This is a genomic window from Candidatus Pelagibacter sp. HIMB1782 (assembly GCF_052047475.1).
In the GTDB taxonomy this organism is placed as follows: domain Bacteria; phylum Pseudomonadota; class Alphaproteobacteria; order Pelagibacterales; family Pelagibacteraceae; genus Pelagibacter.
This window is the reverse complement of record NZ_JBNAKE010000001.1, coordinates 674,524-696,617: the sequence shown is the minus strand read 5'-3', so window position 1 is coordinate 696,617 and position 22,094 is coordinate 674,524. Positions and strand designations below refer to the sequence as shown.

Sequence of the window (22,094 nt, the reverse complement as noted above, 5' to 3'; positions counted from 1 at the left end):
CTTCCTATTTATTTGTTTGTTTTATTAAGTTTTCTATTTTTTCCGCATACTCAAAAGACTCATCTTTTCTAAAAAGTAATTTTGGTAAAAATTTCATAACCACTTTTTGTGATAAAATTTTTCTTATTAAAAACGAGTATTCTTTCAAAACATTAATTGTTTCTTCAGCATCTTTTCCTCCCAATGGAAGAACATATGCTTTAGCAATTTTTAAATCAGGACTCATTCTAACCTCAGTAACTGTTATAGTATTTGTTTCTAAATTCGGCACCTTAGCCTCATTTCTTATAAAAATCATGCTTAAAGACTGCTTAATCATCTCTCCGACTCTAAGCTGTCTTTGTGATACTGGTTTTCCTATTCTATCAGCCATTAAATCGATCTCTCTGTAGATGTAACACTAAATGCCTCTATTGTGTCGTTTTTTTGGAAATCCATATAATCTTTAACGGTAATTCCACATTCTTGACCATCACTAACTTGTTTTACTTGGTTTTTTTCTCTGAAAATTGTTGAAACTTTTCCTGTATAAATTATTGCACCGTCTCGAATAATTCTTACATCGGAATTACTATTTATTTCACCTTCAGTAATTTTTGAACCTGCAACTTTTCCAGCACCTGAAACTTTGAATATCTCAAGAATTTGTGCTGTTCCAGTAATTGTTTCTTGAACATCAGGAGATAATAGTCCAGACATTTTTTGTTTAACATAGTCCAAGACCTCATAAATGATATTGTAAGAAGAGATTTTTATTTTTTCATTTTCAGCAAGTTTTTTAGCCTCTTTGCTCGGTTTTACATTAAAGGCTATAAGAACAGCATTAGATGCTTTAGCCAATGTAACATCAGTTTCTGTTACCATTCCTATATCTGCTAATATTATTTTTGGCTTAACTTCTTCGTGTTTAATTTGAGCAATTGCATTTTTGATAGCCTCAGATGATCCTTGTACATCAGATTTAATAATTAAATTTAATTCTTCTGAAGATTTATCTGAAAAAGCAGAATCTTGTGTCGCAAACGTTAATGGGTTTTTTCCATCTTTGCTCTCTTGAGCTCTATTTTCACTCAGGGTTTTAGCTTCTTTTTCAGTATCTAAAACAATAAAATCATCTCCAGCTTTAGCAGCACCATTTATGCCCAAAACTTCTATGGGAGTTGAAGGTGGAGCCTCGGTAATATTTTGACCTTTATCATTAATAATTGCTCTAACCTTTCCCCATTTTAAACCACTTACAAAAAAATCACCTTTTTTAAGAGTACCTGTCGTTACAATAATGTTTGCAACCGGTCCTCTTCCAACATCTATTTTTGATTCTAATACAATCCCTGTAGCTTTAGATTCATAATCTGTTTTAAGATCTAATATTTCAGCTTGTAAAATTATAGACTCAACTAACTTATCTAAGTTTTGTTTTGTTTTTGTAGAAACCTCAACCATTAAAGTGTCTCCAGATAAATCTTCTGCAATTAACTCATGTTCAAGTAGTTGGTTTTTAATTTTCTGCGGATCAGCTTCTGGAAGATCGCACTTATTTATTGCAACTACTATTGGAACATTTGCTGCTTTTGCGTGTTTAATAGACTCAACTGTTTGTGGCTTCACTCCATCATCAGCTGCAACAACCAAAACAACTACATCTGTTAATTTAGAGCCTCTAGCTCTCATTTCTGTAAAAGCTGCGTGACCTGGTGTATCTATAAAAGTTAATTTATTATTTTGACTTTCAATTTGGTATGCTCCGATATGTTGAGTAATTCCACCAAACTCTCCTGAAACAACATTAGCGCTTCTTAAAACATCTAAAACAGAAGTTTTACCATGATCAACATGGCCCATAACAGTAACAATAGGTGGTCTATTTTTTAAATTTTCTACTCTAGTAGCTTTTATTTTTTGAATAATTTCCTCTGCTTTTTCCTCTCTTATTGGATTATGTCCAAATTCCTTAACAAGAAATTCAGCTGTATCAGCGGCTAAAGTTTGATTAATTGTTACAGTTACACCCATTCCAAATAAATATTTAATTACATTGCTAGACTGTTCCGCCATTCTATTTGCTAACTCTCTAACAGTAATTGCTTCTGGAATATTGATGTCTCTTTTTACTGGTTTTGAATTTTCTTGTGCCTCTTCTTTGGAAGAGTTTTTCATCTCTTTTTGTCGAGCTCTTTTAACTGATGCTAAACTTCTTTCTCTTGCTTCTATTTCGTCACTTAATGCTCTTGAAACAGTTAATTTTAATTCTCTTTTTTTTGTTCCAGCTTTTAAAGTTTTTTTATCTTTTTCACTATCTCCCTTAAGTCTTTTGGTAGCTCTTTGCTCTGCCAGTTTTCTTCTTTCAAAATCGCTTGTAATTGGAGGAGATTTTGGTGCAAAAGACGGTTTTGATGGTGCACCCCTATTAAATGAAGTGGTAGATTTTGGTTTTCCTAAACCAGGTCTAAACGATCCACCTCTATTAGTGAATTTTCCACCTTGTTTTTCAATAACTCTAGAATTTTTTCCTTGAGTTTTAGCTATCTCAATATTTCTTATAGATTTCTTTGCAGAGCCGGATATTGTTAATTTTGTTTTTTTCTCCATTGCTCATCTCTCAATCTTTATAGATTATATTTCTAGCAGACATAATTAATTCATCTGCCTCTTCTTTAGATAAAGCAAAATCCTCTAGATACCCCTGAATTTTTACTCTCTCTCCTTTAACTACATCGTAACCACCAGTAAGTTCATCAGATGCAAGATCCGCAAAATCTTCTAATGTTAATATTTTTTGTTCACCCAATGTAACTAGCATTCCTGGAGTTAGACCTTTAAGGCTGATAAGAGAATCTTGTAGACCAAGCTCTTTAATTCTTTCCGATATATCTTCTTGATCTTTTTGATGAAACTCTTTTGCTCTATCAATTAACGCAATTGCTGTTTCTTCCTCAATTCCCTCTATTTTGGTTAAATTTTCTGGCAAGCTATCTTTAATATCGTCTATTGTTGAAAAACCTTCAGCAACTAATAACTGACCTAAAGTTTCATCTAATTCTAAGTTTTTAACAAAATTATCTGTTTTTTCTTTGAATTCTAACTGTCTTCTTTCAGAGTCTTCTGCATCAGTCATAATATTAATTTCATAATTTAACAACTTGGTTGCCAATCTTACATTTTGACCCCTTCGACCAATTGCTTTACTCAAATTTTCTTCAGTTAAAATCACATCAAGTTTTTTTCTTTCTGCATCAACATTAACTCTTTGAACTTCTGCAGGCGACAAAGCGTTTGATACTAATATTGCAGCATCCTCTGACCAATTCACAATATCAATTTTCTCTCCTTGAAGTTCATTTACAACTGCCTGAACTCTAGAACCTCTCATACCAACACAAGCTCCAACAGGGTCTAATGATGTATCAACTGCTTTAACACAAATCTTTGCTCTACTTCCTGGATCTCTTGAAGAAGATTTAATTTCGATTAATCCATCATATATTTCTGGCACTTCTTGAACAAAAAGTTTTTCCATAAATTTTGGATGAGCTCTAGACAAGAAGATTTGCTGACCTCTTGGCTCTCTTCTTACGTCATAACAATAAGCTTTTACTCTATCACCAGCTTTAATATTTTCTCTAGGAATTAATTCATTTTTTTGGATTATGGCTTCTGTTCTACCTAGATCAACAATAACACTTCCAAATTCTAATCTCTTAACAATACCACTTAAAATTGTATCCTTTTTGTCTATAAAGTCATTAAATTGTCTTTCTCTCTCTGCTTCTCTAACGTTAAAGCTTATTACCTGTTTTGCAGTTTGAGCAGCTATTCTACCAAAATCAAAAGATGGTAATGGCTGAAGAACTTCATCACCGATTGATTTATCTTTGTTATTTTCATTAAGACTTATCGCATCTTCTAATTTTATTTCTGTATTTGCATTTTCAGGATTTTCAGAAATAATAAGTTTTCTGAACAATTCTATGTCTCCATTGTCTCTATTAATTGAAACTTTAATTTCATTTTCTTGACCAAACTTAGATTTGGCTGCTTTAGCTATCCCTGTTTCCATAGAACTAATTATAAGTTCTTTATCTATCGATTTTTCTAAAGCTACTGCTTCAGCAATTCTTAATAATTCTAATTTATCTGCTCTTTTATTTAACATTTTTATCTGCTCCAAAAAAAAATGGGCCAGAGCCCATTTTGATAATTCAACAATGTAAGGGCAATATAGTAAAGTTTTTTTTTAATTCAACTGAAACTATTTAGAAAAAACGTTGATTTTATCAGTTTTTTCCCAAGAAAATGATCCATCATCTCCTGGAGTTCTACCAAAGTGACCATAGGCTGCTGTTTTTTCATATATAGGTCTATTAAGGTTTAACATCTCTCTAATTCCTCTAGGACTGAGATCAAAATTTTCATTAATCTTATCAACAACAAATTTGTTTTTATCTAAATCATTGTCAAACAAATCAACATAAATTGATAAAGGTTTTGAAACTCCTATTGCATAAGCTAACTGTATCAAACATTTATCTGCTATTTTTGAAGCAACAACATTTTTAGCAATGTATCTTGCCGCATAAGCAGCAGATCTATCTACTTTTGTAGGATCCTTACCTGAAAATGCTCCTCCTCCATGGGGTGCTGCTCCACCATAAGTATCCACAATAATTTTTCTTCCTGTTAAACCACAGTCTCCATCTGGACCACCAATTACAAAATTACCAGTTGGGTTAACATAAAACTCTTCCTCATTAAAATCTTTAAGAAATTTTTCTGGAATTGATTTTAACATATACGGTCTTAATAATTCTCTTACTTGGGCTTGATTAACATCAGAAGAATGTTGAGATGATATAACAACAGATTTTACTTTAGTCGGTTTACCATCAACATATTTGAATGTAACTTGGCTTTTTGAGTCAGGTTCAATATTTTTTAATTTACCAGATTTTCTATCCTCGGCCATAAGTCTTAAAATTTTATGCGAATAATGAATTGGTGCAGGCATAAATACATCTGTTTCATTACATGCATAACCAAACATTATACCTTGGTCTCCTGCACCCTCATCTTTATTTCCAGATGAGTCCACACCCATTGCAATATCAGCAGATTGAGAATGCAAATGACTTTCTATTTTTGTTGCTTCTTTCCAGGTAAATCCTTCCTGATCATATCCAATATCTTTTATGCAATTTCTTACTTTTTCGATTAAATCATCTTTTTTAATCTCAGGTCCTCTTACTTCACCTGCAAGCACAACTTTGTTTGTTGTCGTTAAAGTTTCACAAGCAACTCTTGAATAAGGATCTCCAGAAATGTAACTATCAACAACCATATCAGAAATTCTATCTGATACTTTATCTGGATGTCCCTCTGAAACTGACTCGCTTGTAAATAGGAAATTTTTTAAATTACTCATTTTTAATTCTATTAAATGAAAATATTAAAAAAATATACAATAAAATTATTAAACCAAAAATTTTATTCCCATATTTAGAAAAGACTGTTGGTTGATTTTTTCTCATTTTCGTAAAATCAATATATCCAACTTCATTAAAGTTAATTTTTTCCTCAACGATACCGAGAGGATTTACTACCGCAGCTATTCCGTTATTAGCTGATCTAATTACATATTTTCCACTTTCGATAGCTCGAAATATACTGTGAACAAAGTGTTGTTCTGGTCCTATTGATTGACCGAACCATCCATCCTCAGAAATATTTACTATTATATCAAAGTCATGATTTTTATATAATTTTCCAGAATAAATTATCTCATAACAAATTAATGGTAAAAATTTTATAGAAAAATTTTTTTGATTTAACTCTATAATTTCCCTTTTTTTACCTTTTGAGTAGGATTGATAATTATTAGTTAAAGATTTGAGACCTACATTTTTTAATAAATTTTCCATAGGTAAAAATTCGCCAAACGGTACAAGATTTATTTTATTATAATAATTTAATAAATTAAGATTATGATCATAAACAGATAAAGAATTGTAATACTTAACTTGATCATTAACTTTTGATTTGTTGTTGATGCCTAAAATGAGTAAGTGATTTTCGTTAAAACTTTCATTAAATAAATAATCATAACTTTGAATTTGATCCTGTGAAATTCCAGGTAATATACCTTCTGGCCAAATGAAAACTGTTTTCTCTTTCTTATTTGGTGAACTAATATTTATAAGATCTTCTATAGTTGATAAAGGCCCCTCTCTTGAATAAAACCTATCTAAAGAAATATCAGTACCAACTAATCTTATTTTGTAATCAAGTTTTTTAACATCACTATTGTAAAAATCCTGCTTATTTGAATATCCAAAGAAATAAAATAATAAAAATATTAAAGGTAAAATTAAGCAAAAAATTAAATCTTTTTTGTCATTCCGTAAAATGAAAAGTGCAGGACTTAGAAACAAAGTTATACAAAATAAGTTAAAAGAATATGTGCCTATTAAAGATGTTATGCTTAGAATTTCTAAATGATTTGAAAAACTATATGCAATTAAGTTCCAAGGAAAACCTGATAAAATCGAACCTCTAATGAATTCTAGAAAACCAAAGATTACAGAAAATAATAAAATTGAACTCAAAATTTTATTTGGTTTAAAGAGAATAAACAAATAACAAACAAAACCATAAAATAACGCAATAAAAGAAGGAACTAAAATTAGAGCAAATGGAATTAAAAATTTAAAATTTTCATCAAATGTTAATGAAATAGAGATCCAATATATATTTGTTAGAAAATATCCAAATCCAAATAGCCAGCCATAGAAAAAAAATAATTTATGTTTGCTCTCTTTTTTTTTAATCAAAAAAATAAAGAATAAGCTAAAGGATAGAAAATTAATTATTAATAAATTGAAAGGTGGTAAACTTAATGAAGTTACCGCACCAAGAAACAATAAATAAACTATATCAATATATAAATTTTTTTTCAATTTACTTAATTTTTGAAATAACTGATTTAAATATTTTATCTTCTTCTTTTAACATTTTTAAATAATCTTTATTTTTTACATGATCAAATCCTAACAAGTGTAAAAAACCATGAATAAATGTTTTAATTATTTTTTCTTTAAATTGTTTATCTGTTTGTGATTTTGGTTTATTCATAAAATTAAAACTAATAATCATATCTCCTAAGTAAGTTTGCTTTGATATTTTTAATTTTTTGCTAGATGGAAAAGATAAAATATCAGTAGATTTATTTTTATTTCTAAATTTTTTATTTAAAATTTTAATTTTTTTATTATTTGAAAGAAGTAAAGATAAACTTATTTTTTTATTAAAAAATTTATATTTTTTTGGAAAAGCATCACAAATACTTTTAAAAAAAAAATTTTTTTTATTAAGTTTTTTAGACCAAGCCTTCTCTTCTGAGAAGACGTTTAAATTAATCATTTTTAGAGTAGGCTTTTACAATTTTAGAAACCAGCGGGTGTCTAACTACATCTGAATGATCAAAGTCTACAACTGAAATTTCATTTAGATGCCCCAATAATTCTTTTGATCTGACTAATCCTGACATACTTTTGTTAGGTAGATCTATCTGAGTGGGATCTCCATTGACTACAATTTTTGAATTTTCACCGATCCTTGTTAAAAACATTTTTATTTGTGTATCAGTTGCATTTTGCGCTTCATCTAATATAGCAAAAGAATTTTTTAGTGTTCTACCTCTCATAAATGCCAAAGGAGCGATTTCGATATCACCAATTTCTATCATTCTTTGTATTTTTTCAAAATCGAATAAGTCGTACAAAGAGTCATATAAAGGTCTTAAATACGGATCTACTTTTTCTTTCATATCTCCGGGTAAAAAGCCAAGTCTCTCTCCTGCTTCAACAGCAGGCCTAGATAGAATAATTCTTTCTATTTTTTTTTCTAACAACATAGTCAAACCAACTGCAACAGCTAAAAAAGTTTTTCCTGTTCCAGCTGGACCTGCTGAGATTACAATATCACTTTGTCTTAAAGCTCTGACATAGCTTTTTTGTTTTTCGGATCTGGGAATAATTGATTTTTTTGGTGTTTTTATAATGTCAGTTACATTATTATTTTTAACTTTTTCTTTAATCATAAATTGATCAACTGATGATATAAGATCTTTATTTTCGATTGAACCATTATTTATAAATTGATCAGTTAAAAATTGAATTGCATTTTTTATTAATTCATTTTTTTGTGGATCTGATTTTATCATTATTGAATTTCCCCTAGAATACAAACTAGAGTTAGTCATCTTTTCTAATTCTTTTAAATTTTTATTAAATTCTCCAGCAACACCCATGAGTAATTCGTTGTTGTGAAATATTACACTTAATGAATTGTTATCTGAGTAAACAAATTTTAGAGTGGTATCGATTTTTTTTTTAATTGTATTATTCAAAGATTATGCCACCTTTTGATCTGGGTTGCTTAACAATTCTCCAAACAATGTAGTTCTATTACTATTTGTAATTTTTACTTTCACAATTTTTCCAATATGTTCTCTTTTACCATTAAAAATTACTGATGTCATATATTCAGTTCTGCCAAAAGCTTTGGATTTATCTTCAGTTAAATTTTCAACCAAGACATCAATTGTTCTATTTTTTAATTTTTTGTTCATTTGGGTTTGATTTTCAGATAATAAATTTTGAATAAATTCTAACCTTTCCATTGAAGTTTTTTTATCAATTAAATCTAAAGCTTCTGCCTTTGTCCCAGGCCTTGGACTAAAAATAAATGAGTAAGAATTTATAAAATTAACTTTTTTAATTAAATCGACTGTACTTTGAAAATCTTCTTCAGTTTCACCAGGATAACCAATAATAAAATCACTTGAAAATTCAATTGATTGATTAATTTTTTTCAATTCGTCATAAACTTTTAAATAATGATCAATTTTATGTTTTCTATTCATCAACTTTAAAATCCTATCGGATCCACTCTGAACTGGAAGATGAACTAAAGGCATTAATTTTTTAGAGACTTTATATACTTCAATTAAATCGTCAGTCATATCATTTGGATGCGAAGTTGTGTATCTAATTCTTTTTATGTCTTTAATCTTTTCAATTTCTAAAACCAAATCAGATAGTCTTTTACTATTACTATTATCAGTGTAAGCATTTACATTTTGTCCCAAAAGTATGATTTCTTTTGCTCCATTATCTGACAAATAATTTGCCTCCTCAATTATTTGATTGAATGGTCTAGAATATTCTGGTCCACGAGTATATGGAACCACACAAAAATGACAAAACTTATCACATCCTTCTTGAATAGTTAAAAAAGATGAAATCTTACCTGCCTCATTCTTTATTTTACTAAAATATTTAAATTTTGAAACAGCATCAAAATCTGTTTGTTCAATTTTTTTTCTTTTTTCAATATGATTCAGAATTGTTTCGTTAATCTTATGATAGGCTTGAGGGCCAATTACTAAATCTATATAAGGTTCACGTTTAAGCATCTCTTGGTTTTCTGCTTGAGCAACACACCCTGCAATTATTACTAATGGTTTTTTTTTAGCTCTAAAGCTTTTTTTAACTCTTCCTATTTCAGAATAAACTTTTTCTTTTGCTTTATCTCTGATGTGACAAGTGTTCAATAAATAACAATCAGCTTCTTCTAGGTTTTCACTTTTTTGATAACCAATTTTCTTTACTGAATCAAAAATTCTATTTGAATCATATTCGTTCATTTGACAACCAAATGTTTTAATGAAAATTTTTTGCATTTTAATTTAGGATTTTTTTTTTATCCCATAAAGTTCAAGCTTGTGATCAACTAAAGTGTAACCATATTTATCTGCTACCTTTTTTTGAAGTTTTTCGATTTCTTCATCAACAAATTCTATTATTTCACCTGACTTCACATCTATTAAATGATCATGATGTCCTTCATTGAGCTCTTCATACCTGGCTTTTCCACCTTTAAACTCATGCTTAGTAAGTATTCCAGATTCTTCAAATAATTTTACTGTTCTGTAGACGGTAGCAATACTTATTTTATTATCTATCTTTGAAACTCTATTGTAAAGTTCGTCAACATCAGGATGATCAGTAGACTCGGACATGACCTGAGCAATTATTTTTCTCTGATCTGTCAATTTCACACCTTTTGCTAAACATTTTTGTTCAATCGTTTCAGACATAATTTAATTTTAACTTATATAAATAGGGTTAATCAAATTTTTTTTAATTTTAAATTTATCGCACAAATAAGGGACATTTTCATATTTTACATCTTTTTCACCTTTAAAATCTTTTAAACTATAGCAATAATAATCAATATTTTTTGCTAATTTAAGAGCCTTTACAACAGAGATGGAATTTCTAATCCCCGCAAAACTTCCTGGGCCTCTGTTAATGTATATTTTGTTAATATCCTTGAATTCAAATTTATTTGATTCTAAAAATTCTTTTATTATCAAAGTTAATTTTTCATAATTTATTTTAGTATTCTCATGAGTAATATTGTAAATATGATCATTGGCTATGATCATTAAAAAAATTTTATCTCCAGCTACATCAATTATAAGTTTATTCATTTTATCTTTGTTTTTTAGTTTTAGTTCTAAAGCAGATGAAAATAATATCAAATTTTATTCAGAAGATAATGGGATTTTATCAATAATGTATCATCGATTTAATGAACATAAATACCCATCAACTAATATTAATATAGAGGTATTTAAGAAGCACTTAGAAATTGTTAAAAATTCTAAATACAATTTTCTTAATCCTAATGAATTTGATTCAAAATTTAAAACTTCAAAATCAGAAAAAGAAGTTTTGATAACAATTGATGATGCTTTTGAATCATTTTACAATGAAGCTTGGCCACATTTAAGAGATAACAAAATTCCATTTATACTTTTTGTTTCAACAGAACCAGTTGGAAACAAGGGTTATATGACCTGGGATCAAATTAGAGAAATTGATGCGGTAGATTTTTCACTAATTGGACATCATTCACATAGCCACGAATACCTAATTGAAGAAACTGAAGAAAATTTTATTTTAGATATTGAAACTGCAAACAAAATTTTTAAACAGGAACTTAATTATATTCCTGATCTATTCTCTTATCCATTTGGTGAATACTCTAAATTTATGAGAGATTATATTTCTCAAAACTTTAAATACGCATTTGGTCAACATTCTGGAGTTATTGATCTTAATAAAAATAAATTTGAATTACCAAGATTTCCAATAAATGAAAAATATGGAGAACTTAAAAGATTTAAATCTATAATTAATTATTATCCTTTAGAATATAAAAGTTTATCTCCAAGTGAAAAACAGCTTACAATAAATGATAATCCACCAAATTTTGAAGTTGAATTTTTTAAAGAACAAAAAAATTTAAGAAATATTACATGTTATTCCAACGAAGGAGACAAGTGGGATAAATCTAAAACTAATTTATCTAATCAAATCTTAACTATTGAATTTAGAGAACCTTTTAAACCTAGAAGAGGTAGGATCAACTGTTCTTTAAATGATAATGGAAAATGGAGATGGTTTGGAGTTCAATTTCCAATCAAGAAAAATTAAATTAAGCTTTCTAAATCCTTACTAGATGGCAACAATCTTGCCTCATCAAAATCTTTCAATTTATTTTGATTAATTATTTTTTGAAGAACTTCGATGTACTGATTTCCTGTTTCAGCATATTTATCTAAATGTTTGGATAAAACTATACTATCAAGTGGTTTATCATTACTTCTCAACTCACTCCTAGCTTTTCTTAAGTTTATGTAAGATTTATGAGTATTTAAATTTCTTAAATATGCTCTCACAGATAATTGTAAACTATTAAATTTCATGACTTTATGAGTTTCACCTTTGTCAGCTTCTTTAGGTTTTAAACCTTCACCTGACCATGTCCATTGACCAAATAAAGCATTTCCTTTTCTTGCAAATCTTGAAGTGCCCCAACCTGTTTCTTTTGCTGCTTGTGCAATTGCTAACGAAGCTGGAATTTCATCCATTCTTACCTTTAATGATGAAAAATCATTTTGCCTAACACCATATTGTTTAAATTTTTTCTCAAGCCATTTTTTTTCGATATCAGTATTGCTACTTTTATTTAAAATCGTAAAGAGTCTTTTTCTATCTATTCTAATTTTAGTATTTTCTTTAACAATCAATGGGAGGATTATTTTAATAAACATATCCTTTTTTTTCTTTGAACTAGAGATGTCATTTATTTCATGTGGAAGAAGTCCTATATCGATAGGCTTTACGAGTTTATTTTCTCTCACATCTTTTAAGTTATAGTTTACCTCTTTAAATAATGAATTGATTTCTGAGGTTGTATACCTGACTAAATTAATCTCTGAATTATTTTCCTCTAAAATATCATAAAGTAAATCCATCTCATCTACTTCACCTGAGATATCTTCTTCAATTAAACCATTTGTATTAAGTTTTTTTAATAAAAGATTTTTAGAATTATTTGTAAATTCCTTATGATTAAAGTTTTTTTCAGCAAAGTTAATAAACATTGGAGTTACATAAAAAAATGAGATTAAAAAAATTCCACTTAACATAAATCTAGAAATAGAATTAATGCTTTTATTTTTACTAAATTGAAATTTGATTAAATTTTTTTTCATAAATTATTATATCGCAACAACTTCTTTTACCTCTGGAAGATAGTGACAGAGAAGATTTTGTACTCCCTGCTTTAAAGTCATTGTCGAGCTTGGACAGCCTGAACAACTTCCTTGTAGTTGCACTTTTACTATTCCGTCTTTAAATTCTTTAAATTTTATATCACCACCATCTCTTGCAACTGCAGGTCTAATTTTTTGATCTAAAATTTTTACAATTTTTTCCTCAATTTCACTTAGATTATTATTTTTTTCTTCTTCATTTTCATCAATTACGTATTCTTTACCATCTAAATAAAAGTCATTTATTAATGAAATAACAATATGTTTAATTTCGTCCCATTTAATTTGGTCATTTTTATTTACTGAAATAAAATCCTGTCCTAAAAAAATACCCTCAACCCCATTGACTGATAAGATATTTCTAACCAAATCATTATTTATTTGATCTTTAGTTGTTATTTCATAAGGACCACTGTTTGATACTTTCTTCCCAGGAAGAAATTTCAAAGAATTTGGATTTGGTGTTATTTCAGTTTGTACGAACATGTTGTAAATATATATAGAGCTTATTTCTAAAATTTAAACTTGATATTTAAATTATATTAAAATCCTAGTATTTCTTTAATTCTATCTATCTTTTTTGATGCAATTGAGTTTGCTTTTTCAACTCCTTCTAGAAGGATTTTATCTAAATAAGGTTGATCATTTAAAAGTTTTTTAATTTCCAAAGATATAGGTTCAATCTTTTTAACCAATAAATCAGAAAGTTGATTTTTAAATTCAGAAAAATTTTTACCTGAAAAGTTTTCGACTGTATTTTGTAAAGTTGAATTGTTTAAACTAGAATATATGCCAAGAAGGTTTTTTGCTTCTAACCTCTCTTTTAATTCTTCAACACTACTTGGCATTGGTAATGGATCAGTTTTTGCTTTTTTTATCTTATTTACTATTGCATCTTTGTCATCTGTTAAATTAATTCTGCTTAAATCTGATAATTCAGATTTACTCATCTTTTTTGATCCATCTTTTAAACTCATAATTCTAGAAAATTCTTTTTGAATTAAAGGTTCAGGTACCTGCAAAAAATTATCTTTATCAAAATCATTATTAAACTTTTGAGCAATATCTCTACATAGCTCAAGATGTTGTTTTTGATCATCGCCAACAGGGACATGAGTCGCATCGTACAAAAGAATATCAGCTGCCATTAAAACAGGATATGAATACAGTCCAACACTTGCTTTTTCTTTATCTTTACCTGCTTTTTCCTTGAATTGTGTCATTCTATTTAACCAACCCATTCGAGCAACACAGCTCAAAATCCAAGCTCCCTCTGAATGGGCTGCTACACCAGATTGATTAAAAATAATGCTTTTTTTGGGATCAATTCCACTTGCTATAAAAGTAGCTACGGTCTCTCGAATATTATTTTTTAGCTCTTTTGGGTCTTGTTTAACTGTAATTGCGTGCAGATCAACCACACAGAATATACAATCATTATCAGGGTCATTATTAAGGTCTACAAAGTTTTTGATTGCACCTAAATAATTACCGAGGTGAAGATTGCCTGTTGGCTGAACACCAGAAAATATTTTTTTACCCATATTTTTAATAGTTTAATTTAATATCACTAATTTTAAAAGCTTTGATGAAATAACAAATAAATATGTAAAAGAATAGTGCAAATAATACGCTTAAGATTAAATAAATTGATTTAAAGCTATAATAAAATGAAAGTTGATTTTCAAAAAAGTTTAATAGAAAATTAAAGAATAATCCCATTAAAATTGATGCAAAAATTATTTTAAAGAAATTTAAAAAAAAGTTATTTTGAAAATAGAATAAATTATTATTTTTTAAATATATAAAAAGTACTACTGCATTAAACCAAGATGAAATTGAAGTTGCAATTGGAATTATAATAAAACCTATTTTGTTAAAATAATAAATACTAATTAAAATATTTAAAAGAACCGAAATTAACGAAATATAAAATGGTATTTTTGTATTATGATTAGCAAAGAAAAAACTTGAAAAAACTTTTATCAAAGCAAAAGCAGGTAAACCTAAGGCAAAATAGAATAAAGAAAGACTTGAATTATTAACAGATTCTTTATTAAAATTACCATAACCAAATAACGCTGAAATTATTTGCTCTGAACCAATCATTAAAGCTATTGTTGCAGGAATACTTAAAAATAAACTTAGCTCTAAAGCTTTGTTTTGAATAAGAGAAATTTTTTCTTCATTTTTGGTGTCTATAAACCTTGAAAGTTGTGGCAAAATCACAACTCCAATGGCAATACCAGCTATAGCTAGATTGATCTGATAAATTCTGTCTGCATAATAAAGATAAGAAACTGCGCTAGCTTGAAAGGAAGCAATAATTGTTCCAACTAAAATATTGATTTGCGTTACGCCAGATGAAAAAATACTCGGTAATAGTTTTCTAAAAAAAAACTTTACTTTTTCATCACTTGCTAACTTAAATTTAAATGAAAAAAATCTTTTAACAAAATAATATAAAAAAATTAATTGTAAAAAACCTGCTAAGGATACACCGTATGATAAATAGTAAACAAGCTCATCTCCTAAAGCTTTAGAAAATAATAAAACAATTATTAAAATAACATTTAATAAAATTGGTGCTGCTGAAGCTGCAGCAAATTTATTATGAGAATTTAATATTGCAGAAAAAAAAGATGCTAAACTAATAAATAATAAAAAAGGAAAAGTAATCCTTGTTAAACTGATAGCTAAATCCATTTTTTCTAAATCATCTACAAAACCTGGGGCAATAATTGATACAAATCCAGGCATAAAAATTTGAACAACTATTGTTAAAATTAAGAGACCTAAAAATAAAAGATTAAAAATATTATTTGCAAAATCGTTTGCAGATTTTTTTCCTTTGTTCATTTCAGAAGTATAGCTAGGTACAAAGGCGGCATTGAAAGTTCCCTCTGAGAATAATCTTCTAAATGTATTTGGAATTCGAAATGCCACAAAAAAAGCATCTGCCAACAAACCTGTTCCAAGAAATATTGCAATTAATATGTCTCTAATATATCCAAGCAATCTGCTAATGATGGTATAAAAGCTAAATGTGCCTGTTGACTTAATTAAGTTCATAAATCATATTAGTCTTAATTTTACCCTAATTGTATACTTATTATCAGAATATATAGATCAAATATTCCAAATAATAAAAAATATAAAATAGATAAAGTTTGTATTCAGTTTAATAAAAATGAAAAAAACAAAGATTGATCATTACACAGATAAAGAAGCTTTAGATTTTCATAAAGATAAGAAACCTGGCAAGATCGAAATAATCTCTTCCAAAAATATGACTACAAAAAGAGACCTTGCTCTTGCTTATTCTCCAGGGGTTGCTGCCCCAGTTAAAAAAATAAGTGAGGATCCAGAAGCAGCTTATGATTATACGAGTAAAGGAAATTTAGTAGCTGTAATTAGTAATGGTTCTGCAATTTTAGGATTGGGCAACTTAGGTGCATTAGCCTCTAAACCAGTTATGGAAGGAAAGGCAGTACTATTTAAAAGATTTGCAGATATAGATTCGATTGATTTAGAAATAGACTGTAAAGATGCTGATGAAATTATCAATTCAATTAAAAACTTTGCTCCAAGTTTTGGAGGAATAAATTTAGAGGATATAGCTGCACCAGATTGTTTTATCATAGAGCAAAAACTTAAAGAAATATTAGATATTCCTGTGTTTCATGATGATCAACATGGAACAGCAATTATCACAACAGCAGCTTTACTGAATGCACTCGACATAAGTGGAAAATCAATCAAAGATATAAAGGTTGTAGTTAATGGTGCTGGTGCATCTGCTCAGGCATGTACAGAGTTATTTATTAACTCAGGTGTAAAATCTGAAAATGTAATAATGCTAGATCGAAAAGGTGTGATTTATAAAGGAAGAGCGGAAGGTATAGATCAATGGAAATCAAGATTTGCAATTAATACAGATTTAAGAACTTTAAGTGATGCAATTAAAGGGGCTGATGTATTCTTAGGATTATCTTCTAAAGGTGTTTTGAAAAAAGATATGGTTAAAAGCATGTCTAAAAATCCAATTATATTTGCATGTGCAAATCCTGATCCAGAAATTACACCTGAAGAAATAAACGATGTAAGAAATGATGCGATTATTGCAACTGGAAGATCAGATTATCCCAATCAAGTAAATAATTTAATTGGATTTCCTTACATATTTAGAGGTGCGCTAGACGTGAGATCAAAAACAATTAATGAAGAAATGAAAGTTGCTGCTGCTGAAGCTATAGCAAAACTTGCTAGAGAAGATGTTCCAGATGAAGTTGTGGCAGCCATGGGAGGTGAAAGGCCTCATTATGGAAAGGATTATATAATCCCATCAACTTTTGATCCAAGATTAATTAGTGTTATTCCAGCTGCTGTAGCTAAGGCTGCTATTGAAAGTGGGGTTGCTAGAAAAAAAATTGATAATTTTGAAATCTATAAAGAGCAACTTAAACAAAGATTAGACCCAACAGTTACAATTATGCAAGGTATAAACTCGTTCATTAAAAAGAATCAAAAAAGAATTGTTTTTGCAGATGGTGAAGATGAAAATACTTTAAAAGCTGCAATAGCATTTAAAAATTCAAAACTTGGTATTCCAATTTTAGTTGGTAAAGAAAGTAAAATTAAAGAGCAAATTAAAAATATAGGTTACAGCGAAAATTTTGATATCGAAATTACCAATTCAAAAGATGAAGAAAAAAGAAAAAAATACGTAAATCATCTATTTAAAAAACTTCAAAGAGAACAAGGTTTATTAGAAAGAGATTGTGATCGAATGGTCAGAAACGATAGAGTAGTCTGGGCTACTAGCATGGTGGCTTGTGGAGATGCGGATGGTGCAGTTACAGGAAATACTAGACGTTTTGGAGCATCTCTTGAAAAAATTAAACAAGTTGTTGATGTTAGAAAAGGTGAAATAATGTTTGGACTAAACATGGTTGTCAATAAGGGAAAAACTATTTTCATTGCAGATACAAGTGTTCATGAATACCCTACATCAGAAGAAATGGCTGAGATTGCAATTTCAGCTGCAAGAGTAGTAAGACTTTTTGGAATTGATCCAAAAATAGCATTTGTTTCACATTCCACATTCGGACAACCTTTGACAAGTAGAACAAAACATATTCGTACGGCAGTAGATATTTTAAAAGATAAACAAGTTAATTTTGAATTTGATGGTGATATGCAGCCTGATGTTGCTTTAAATCCTGATTATGAAGAACTGTACCCTTTTGCAAAAATAGTAGGTAAAGCAAATATTCTGATAATGCCTGGACAACATAGTGCAGCTATATCTTATAAACTAATGAAAACTTTAGGTGATACTAAAGTTATAGGACCCTTATTGATTGGACTTGGTTTGCCAATTGAAATTGCTCCTCTTAGATCTTCAACATCAGAAATTATCAATTTAGCTTCAATAGCTGCTTATTCATCTGAGGTAATTGAATATAAAATAGATTAATTTTTTTGAATTCTCAAATCTTCAAGTAGCAAAATACTTGCAACAACATCTTCTACATCAAGAATTTCTTTTGCTTCACTGATAACCATTTCTTTTTCTTCATCAGTTAAAGCTATTCCATAAACGTAAATTTTCTTTTTATAAGTATCTATTTGATAATTTGTTGCTTTGATATTTTTATTTACTATCAAGGCAGTTCTTAATTGAGACGTTATAAGTAAATCTTTTGCTGACTGCTTAAAATTAAATTCCTCTTTTATTTTGATATCATTTCTTACCGATCTAGCACCTTTTGTTTCCCAGGCAATTTTAGTAATTTTTAATTTTTCTTCTGGTGCATCAACTTTTCCAGTAATAAATATTCTTCCATCCAAAACTTTAGTTTTAACTTTTAAAAAATGTTTTTTATCCATAGCAAGTATTTTACTTGAAATTGTTTTTTGCATAATAGAGTCGTCTATTTGTGTTCCGACAGTTCTTGGGTCAATTGCTACTGATACTCCTGTACCGAATAAACCAGTTGAGCTAACTCCTGGCACACAACCTGATAAAATAATCGATAAAAAAATAATTATTAAAATTTTAAATTTCATTTTTTAATTTTAAGCAAAAATTATAAACCACTTTTTTGGGAATATTTTTATTGCTACATATTAAATCTGTAATTTCTTTTATAGTTAATTTGTTAATCATCTTCTTAATCAAATTAATATCTGATTCACTTAACATTTGCGAAGCTTTTTCCTCTTTTTTTTCAGAAATAACTATTGTTAATTCACCTTTTAATTCATTGTTAAATAATTCCAATTCATCAATATTCTTTCTAATATACTCTTCATACAATTTAGAGAGCTCTCTACAGAAAACTATTTTTCTTCCATTAAAAAAATTTTTAAATGCAGGAATAAGTTTATTTATTTTTTTTGATGATGAAAAAAAAACTAAACTGTGATTAAAATTTGATAATTTTTTTAATTCATCTTCAATTTGATTTTTTTTTTCTGGTAAAAAACCATAAAATAAAAACTTATCTGAAAACCCACTTGCTGCAACAGCGGTTGTAACTGCTGACGGTCCAGGTATTGAAAATATATTAAGATTATTTCTTATACATTCATTTACCAATACTAAACCTGGATCAGAGATACTTGGAGTTCCCGCATCTGATATAAGTGAAATTAATTTACCTGATTTTAAATATTCAATTACTTGTAATGTATTTTTTTTTTCATTGAATTTATGATTTGAAATCAATTTTGATTTAATTTGATATTTTTCTAATAAATTTTTAGAAACACGTGTATCCTCACAAAGTATATAATCTGATTTTTCCAGAACCTCTAATGATCTAAATGATATATCTTTTAAATTACCTATTGGTGTTGCTACTAAATAAAGCCCATTTTTATAATCATTTGGTTTAAATTGTGGTTTTGTGATCATAATTCAGCTTAAAAATTATATAATAACATCAAAATGCAAAAGATTATCAAAATTATTTCTATTTCTTTACTTCTCTTATTCTTAAACTTCTTAAGTTTAGTTAATGCCAATGAAAAAATAAAAATTGGACTGTTGGTTCCGATCACTGGAGAAAATAAGGATCTGGGATCATCTATTATTAAGGCCGTAAGTTTGGCCGTTAAAGATATTAATAATGATTTAATTGAAATTTATCCAAAAGATACTGCAACAAGAGCTAACCAAACTCTTAAGTCTGCTTTTGAATTAAAACAAATGGGAATAAAAATTGTTATTGGGCCAATATTTCATGAAAGTTTAACTTACTTAGACGAGATGAAGGATTTAACTTTTTTATCATTAACAAACAAAACTTTAGATTTACCTGAAAATGTAATTTCTGCTGGAATAAATTCCACATCACAGTTTAATACTATAAAAAAATTTTTAGATAATAATAATTTAAAAAAAACTCTTTTTTTAACACCAATTCAGAATTTTGAATTTGAAGTGAAAGATGGTGTTAAAAATTCCAAAATAAAAGTTTTTAAAAATTTCGAATATAATACTGAGCCAACAAAACTTACAAAACAAATTGAGGAAATAACTAAATACAAAATTAGAAAACAAAATCTAGCGGATGAAATAAAAAGAATTCAAGAGTCAAATGAACCAAATAAAGAAAGAAAAATTAAAAGCTTGGAAAAAAAATACACAATTGGAAATGTAAATTTTGATGCAGTTGTTATATCTGATTTTAATGAAAGCCTTAAAAGCGTTGCAACCTCTTTGCTCTACACTGATGTGTCTCCAAAAAATAAATACTTTATAACCCTTAACCAATGGTTTGATGAAAGTTTAATGGAAGAAACAAATATTCAACCAATTTATTATCCATCAATTAATAAAGAAAATTTTGATGATTATAAAATTAAATATTTTAATGCTTTTAATCAAAACCCATCCCATCTCTCGCTGTTAAGTTATGATTTGGTAGGTTTAGTATATTATCTTTCATTGAAATCAGATCTTTCGAAAATGAATAAATTATTTAGGAAAAAAAATTCATTTAAAGGTAAGATAGGAATTTTTGATATTAAAGATAACAAAATTAATCACAGATTAAATTTTTATAAAATAGAAGATAAAAAACTTACAGAAATCTTTTAAGCTTTTTGAAAGCTTGATAGCGATGGTCCATTTTGTATTTTTGAGATGGTTTCATTTCACCAAATGTTTTAGATTTTTTTAGTGGAATAAAAATTGGATCATAACCAAATCCGTTTTTCCCCTTTGGCTCATTTGATATTCGACCCTCAACTTTGCCTACTACACAAGTAATTTTTTTATTTAAATGCGAGATTGATAAAGCACAAACAAATCTTGCTTTAATTTTTTTATTTTTCCAATTTTTATCTTTTTTATCTAACTCTCTAAATACTTTTTTAATAGCTTTATTAAAATCCCCAGATTTTCCTCCCCATCGTGCAGAATAAATTCCAGGTCTTTTATCTAAATGATCTATCTCCAAACCAGAGTCGTCAGCCAAACATATTAAACCAGTCTTTTTAGAAAAATGTTTTGATTTGATTAAGGAATTTTCCTCAAAAGTTTTTCCATTTTCAGCAGGACTTTTAAGTTTAAAATTAGATGTAGAGTAAATTTTGATGTAATTTGGTAACAAATTCCTAATTTCTCTTAATTTACCTTTGTTATTAGTGCCAATTAGTAATTGTTTAATTTTTTGCTTAGACATCTAGAAATAATTAAATTCCTTACCATATATGTGCCTATGGAAAAAGAAGAAAACCAAAACAATACTCCAGAACACGAAAATCAGAATTTAGAAAAAGAAACAGAAAAACCTGAGGAAAGCTCAGCAGGTGAAAATGAACAAGAAACACCTCAGGAAACTAAAGAAGAGATTAAAGAACCAACTCCAGAAGAAAAAATTACTGAACTAGAAGATAAACTGGCACGAACTTTTGCTGAAATGGAAAATCAAAGAAGAAGGTTTGAAAAGGAAAAAGAGGATGCCTTTGAGTATGGAGGCTCTAGTTTTGCTAAAGAAGCGTTAAATTTAATTGATAACTTAGATCGTTCTAAACATGTTTTAGAAAGTGATGACAAGTTAAAAGAAACAGACGCTTTAAAAAAGACACTGGAGCATTTAGAAATAATAAAGAAAGATTTAATTTCTATTTTTGAAAAAAACAATATTAAACCAATTGATTGTATTAATAAAAAACTAGATCCTAACTTTCATCAAGCAATGATGGAGATTGAAGATGACACTAAAGAAGCTGGGACAATTGTTCAAGAAATTCAAAAGGGCTTCACTATTAAAGATAGACTTTTAAGACCTTCATTAGTTGGTGTCTCAAAAAAAATTACCAAAAAAGAAGAAAAAACTGAACAAAATCAGGAAAATTCAGGAGATAAATAATAATGAGATCAACTTGTAGTTTCAAA

21 protein-coding genes are annotated in these 22,094 nt (G+C 28.3%); 4 read left to right on the top strand and 17 right to left on the bottom strand.

Translation table 11 applies throughout. The features are described from left to right. Positions 1-4: 4 nt before the first annotated feature. From rbfA to ACTTAO_RS03620, 10 genes are all read right to left on the bottom strand, one after another. A complete protein-coding gene (gene rbfA, locus ACTTAO_RS03665; protein WP_075485631.1) occupies positions 5-373 on the bottom strand; it encodes a 30S ribosome-binding factor RbfA in 369 nt (122 codons plus the stop codon). Next, the gene (infB, locus tag ACTTAO_RS03660) at positions 373-2,589 is read right to left on the bottom strand and encodes a translation initiation factor IF-2 (protein ID WP_440690938.1); all 2,217 of its coding nucleotides are present in this window, start codon (positions 2,587-2,589) and stop codon (positions 373-375) included. Before infB ends, rbfA begins: the two co-directional genes overlap by 1 nt. Before the next feature lie 10 nt (positions 2,590-2,599). Next, positions 2,600-4,153, bottom strand: coding sequence for a transcription termination factor NusA (gene nusA / locus ACTTAO_RS03655; protein ID WP_440690937.1), 1,554 nt, complete (start codon positions 4,151-4,153; stop codon positions 2,600-2,602). Positions 4,154-4,249: 96 nt separating this feature from the next. Beyond that, complete coding sequence (gene metK / locus ACTTAO_RS03650) at positions 4,250-5,419, bottom strand: methionine adenosyltransferase (RefSeq protein WP_440690936.1); 1,170 nt, start codon at positions 5,417-5,419, stop codon at positions 4,250-4,252. Then, positions 5,412-6,950 carry an apolipoprotein N-acyltransferase gene (lnt, locus tag ACTTAO_RS03645; RefSeq protein WP_440690935.1) on the bottom strand — a complete coding sequence of 513 codons (1,539 nt, stop codon included), beginning with the start codon at positions 6,948-6,950 and terminating at the stop codon, positions 5,412-5,414. Before lnt ends, metK begins: the two co-directional genes overlap by 8 nt. A 1-nt stretch (position 6,951) precedes the next feature. After that, on the bottom strand, positions 6,952-7,413 hold the full coding sequence (gene ybeY, locus ACTTAO_RS03640) for an rRNA maturation RNase YbeY (protein WP_440690934.1): 462 nt from the start codon (positions 7,411-7,413) through the stop codon (positions 6,952-6,954). After that, positions 7,406-8,401, bottom strand: a complete 996-nt coding sequence (locus tag ACTTAO_RS03635; protein WP_440690933.1) for a PhoH family protein — start codon at positions 8,399-8,401, stop codon at positions 7,406-7,408. Before ACTTAO_RS03635 ends, ybeY begins: the two co-directional genes overlap by 8 nt. 3 nt (positions 8,402-8,404) lie before the next feature. Beyond that, complete coding sequence (miaB, locus tag ACTTAO_RS03630; RefSeq protein WP_440690932.1) at positions 8,405-9,736, bottom strand: tRNA (N6-isopentenyl adenosine(37)-C2)-methylthiotransferase MiaB; 1,332 nt, start codon at positions 9,734-9,736, stop codon at positions 8,405-8,407. A gap of 6 nt (positions 9,737-9,742) precedes the next feature. Next, the gene (locus ACTTAO_RS03625; protein WP_262590055.1) at positions 9,743-10,153 is read right to left on the bottom strand and encodes a Fur family transcriptional regulator; all 411 of its coding nucleotides are present in this window, start codon (positions 10,151-10,153) and stop codon (positions 9,743-9,745) included. A 9-nt stretch (positions 10,154-10,162) separates the two neighbouring features. Then, a complete protein-coding gene (locus ACTTAO_RS03620; RefSeq protein ID WP_440690931.1) occupies positions 10,163-10,549 on the bottom strand; it encodes a peptidase M22 in 387 nt (128 codons plus the stop codon). 7 nt (positions 10,550-10,556) lie between these two features. Here ACTTAO_RS03620 and ACTTAO_RS03615 point away from each other — a divergent pair, with 7 nt between their 5' ends. Then, positions 10,557-11,558, top strand: a complete 1,002-nt coding sequence (locus ACTTAO_RS03615; protein ID WP_440690930.1) for a polysaccharide deacetylase family protein — start codon at positions 10,557-10,559, stop codon at positions 11,556-11,558. Here ACTTAO_RS03615 and ACTTAO_RS03610 read toward each other — a convergent pair. From ACTTAO_RS03610 to murJ, 4 genes are read right to left on the bottom strand one after another with little or no spacing between them, the layout of a single operon-like run. Further along, positions 11,555-12,622, bottom strand: a complete 1,068-nt coding sequence (locus ACTTAO_RS03610; RefSeq protein WP_440690929.1) for a glucosaminidase domain-containing protein — start codon at positions 12,620-12,622, stop codon at positions 11,555-11,557. The two genes, ACTTAO_RS03615 and ACTTAO_RS03610, sit on opposite strands and share 4 nt — an antisense overlap. 6 nt (positions 12,623-12,628) lie before the next feature. Further along, complete coding sequence (locus ACTTAO_RS03605) at positions 12,629-13,168, bottom strand: NifU family protein (protein WP_440690928.1); 540 nt, start codon at positions 13,166-13,168, stop codon at positions 12,629-12,631. A gap of 56 nt (positions 13,169-13,224) precedes the next feature. After that, positions 13,225-14,226, bottom strand: a complete 1,002-nt coding sequence (trpS, locus tag ACTTAO_RS03600; RefSeq protein ID WP_440655146.1) for a tryptophan--tRNA ligase — start codon at positions 14,224-14,226, stop codon at positions 13,225-13,227. A gap of 4 nt (positions 14,227-14,230) precedes the next feature. Then, positions 14,231-15,754 (bottom strand): murein biosynthesis integral membrane protein MurJ, encoded by a 1,524-nt coding sequence (gene murJ, locus ACTTAO_RS03595; RefSeq protein WP_440690927.1) that lies wholly within the window; start codon positions 15,752-15,754, stop codon positions 14,231-14,233. Between the two features lie 118 nt (positions 15,755-15,872). Here murJ and ACTTAO_RS03590 point away from each other — a divergent pair, with 118 nt between their 5' ends. Beyond that, positions 15,873-18,161: an NADP-dependent malic enzyme gene (locus ACTTAO_RS03590; RefSeq protein WP_440690926.1), complete on the top strand. Its 2,289-nt coding sequence runs from the start codon at positions 15,873-15,875 to the stop codon at positions 18,159-18,161. Here the strand turns inward: ACTTAO_RS03590 and ACTTAO_RS03585 are convergent. Continuing rightward, on the bottom strand, positions 18,158-18,754 hold the full coding sequence (locus tag ACTTAO_RS03585) for a BON domain-containing protein (RefSeq protein WP_440648164.1): 597 nt from the start codon (positions 18,752-18,754) through the stop codon (positions 18,158-18,160). The genes ACTTAO_RS03590 and ACTTAO_RS03585 overlap by 4 nt on opposite strands. Further along, positions 18,744-19,604, bottom strand: coding sequence for a 16S rRNA (cytidine(1402)-2'-O)-methyltransferase (gene rsmI / locus ACTTAO_RS03580; protein WP_440690925.1), 861 nt, complete (start codon positions 19,602-19,604; stop codon positions 18,744-18,746). Before rsmI ends, ACTTAO_RS03585 begins: the two co-directional genes overlap by 11 nt. A gap of 33 nt (positions 19,605-19,637) precedes the next feature. Between rsmI and ACTTAO_RS03575 the strand changes: the two genes are divergently transcribed. Next, a complete protein-coding gene (locus ACTTAO_RS03575; RefSeq protein WP_440690924.1) occupies positions 19,638-20,792 on the top strand; it encodes an ABC transporter substrate-binding protein in 1,155 nt (384 codons plus the stop codon). Here the strand turns inward: ACTTAO_RS03575 and rdgB are convergent. Further along, positions 20,776-21,378, bottom strand: a complete 603-nt coding sequence (gene rdgB / locus ACTTAO_RS03570; RefSeq protein WP_440690923.1) for an RdgB/HAM1 family non-canonical purine NTP pyrophosphatase — start codon at positions 21,376-21,378, stop codon at positions 20,776-20,778. The genes ACTTAO_RS03575 and rdgB overlap by 17 nt on opposite strands. Before the next feature lie 36 nt (positions 21,379-21,414). On the opposite strand from rdgB, the gene grpE reads away from it, so the two are divergent. Then, positions 21,415-22,068 carry a nucleotide exchange factor GrpE gene (gene grpE, locus ACTTAO_RS03565; RefSeq protein WP_440690922.1) on the top strand — a complete coding sequence of 218 codons (654 nt, stop codon included), beginning with the start codon at positions 21,415-21,417 and terminating at the stop codon, positions 22,066-22,068. The last annotated feature ends 26 nt before the right edge of the window (positions 22,069-22,094 follow it).

Coding starts and splice junctions, on each gene's coding strand:
- grpE (WP_440690922.1), top strand. CDS start 21,415: ATGGAAAAAGAAGAAAACCAAAACAATACTCCAGAACACGAAAATCAG.
- murJ (WP_440690927.1), bottom strand. CDS start 15,754: ATGAACTTAATTAAGTCAACAGGCACATTTAGCTTTTATACCATCATT.
- nusA (WP_440690937.1), bottom strand. CDS start 4,153: ATGTTAAATAAAAGAGCAGATAAATTAGAATTATTAAGAATTGCTGAA.
- ACTTAO_RS03605 (WP_440690928.1), bottom strand. CDS start 13,168: ATGTTCGTACAAACTGAAATAACACCAAATCCAAATTCTTTGAAATTT.
- ACTTAO_RS03610 (WP_440690929.1), bottom strand. CDS start 12,622: ATGAAAAAAAATTTAATCAAATTTCAATTTAGTAAAAATAAAAGCATT.
- ACTTAO_RS03620 (WP_440690931.1), bottom strand. CDS start 10,549: ATGAATAAACTTATAATTGATGTAGCTGGAGATAAAATTTTTTTAATG.
- rdgB (WP_440690923.1), bottom strand. CDS start 21,378: ATGTCTAAGCAAAAAATTAAACAATTACTAATTGGCACTAATAACAAA.
- rbfA (WP_075485631.1), bottom strand. CDS start 373: ATGGCTGATAGAATAGGAAAACCAGTATCACAAAGACAGCTTAGAGTC.
- ACTTAO_RS03575 (WP_440690924.1), top strand. CDS start 19,638: ATGCAAAAGATTATCAAAATTATTTCTATTTCTTTACTTCTCTTATTC.
- ACTTAO_RS03585 (WP_440648164.1), bottom strand. CDS start 18,754: ATGAAATTTAAAATTTTAATAATTATTTTTTTATCGATTATTTTATCA.
- ACTTAO_RS03590 (WP_440690926.1), top strand. CDS start 15,873: ATGAAAAAAACAAAGATTGATCATTACACAGATAAAGAAGCTTTAGAT.
- ybeY (WP_440690934.1), bottom strand. CDS start 7,413: ATGATTAATTTAAACGTCTTCTCAGAAGAGAAGGCTTGGTCTAAAAAA.
- infB (WP_440690938.1), bottom strand. CDS start 2,589: ATGGAGAAAAAAACAAAATTAACAATATCCGGCTCTGCAAAGAAATCT.
- miaB (WP_440690932.1), bottom strand. CDS start 9,736: ATGCAAAAAATTTTCATTAAAACATTTGGTTGTCAAATGAACGAATAT.
- rsmI (WP_440690925.1), bottom strand. CDS start 19,604: ATGATCACAAAACCACAATTTAAACCAAATGATTATAAAAATGGGCTT.
- trpS (WP_440655146.1), bottom strand. CDS start 14,226: ATGGGTAAAAAAATATTTTCTGGTGTTCAGCCAACAGGCAATCTTCAC.
- ACTTAO_RS03625 (WP_262590055.1), bottom strand. CDS start 10,153: ATGTCTGAAACGATTGAACAAAAATGTTTAGCAAAAGGTGTGAAATTG.
- metK (WP_440690936.1), bottom strand. CDS start 5,419: ATGAGTAATTTAAAAAATTTCCTATTTACAAGCGAGTCAGTTTCAGAG.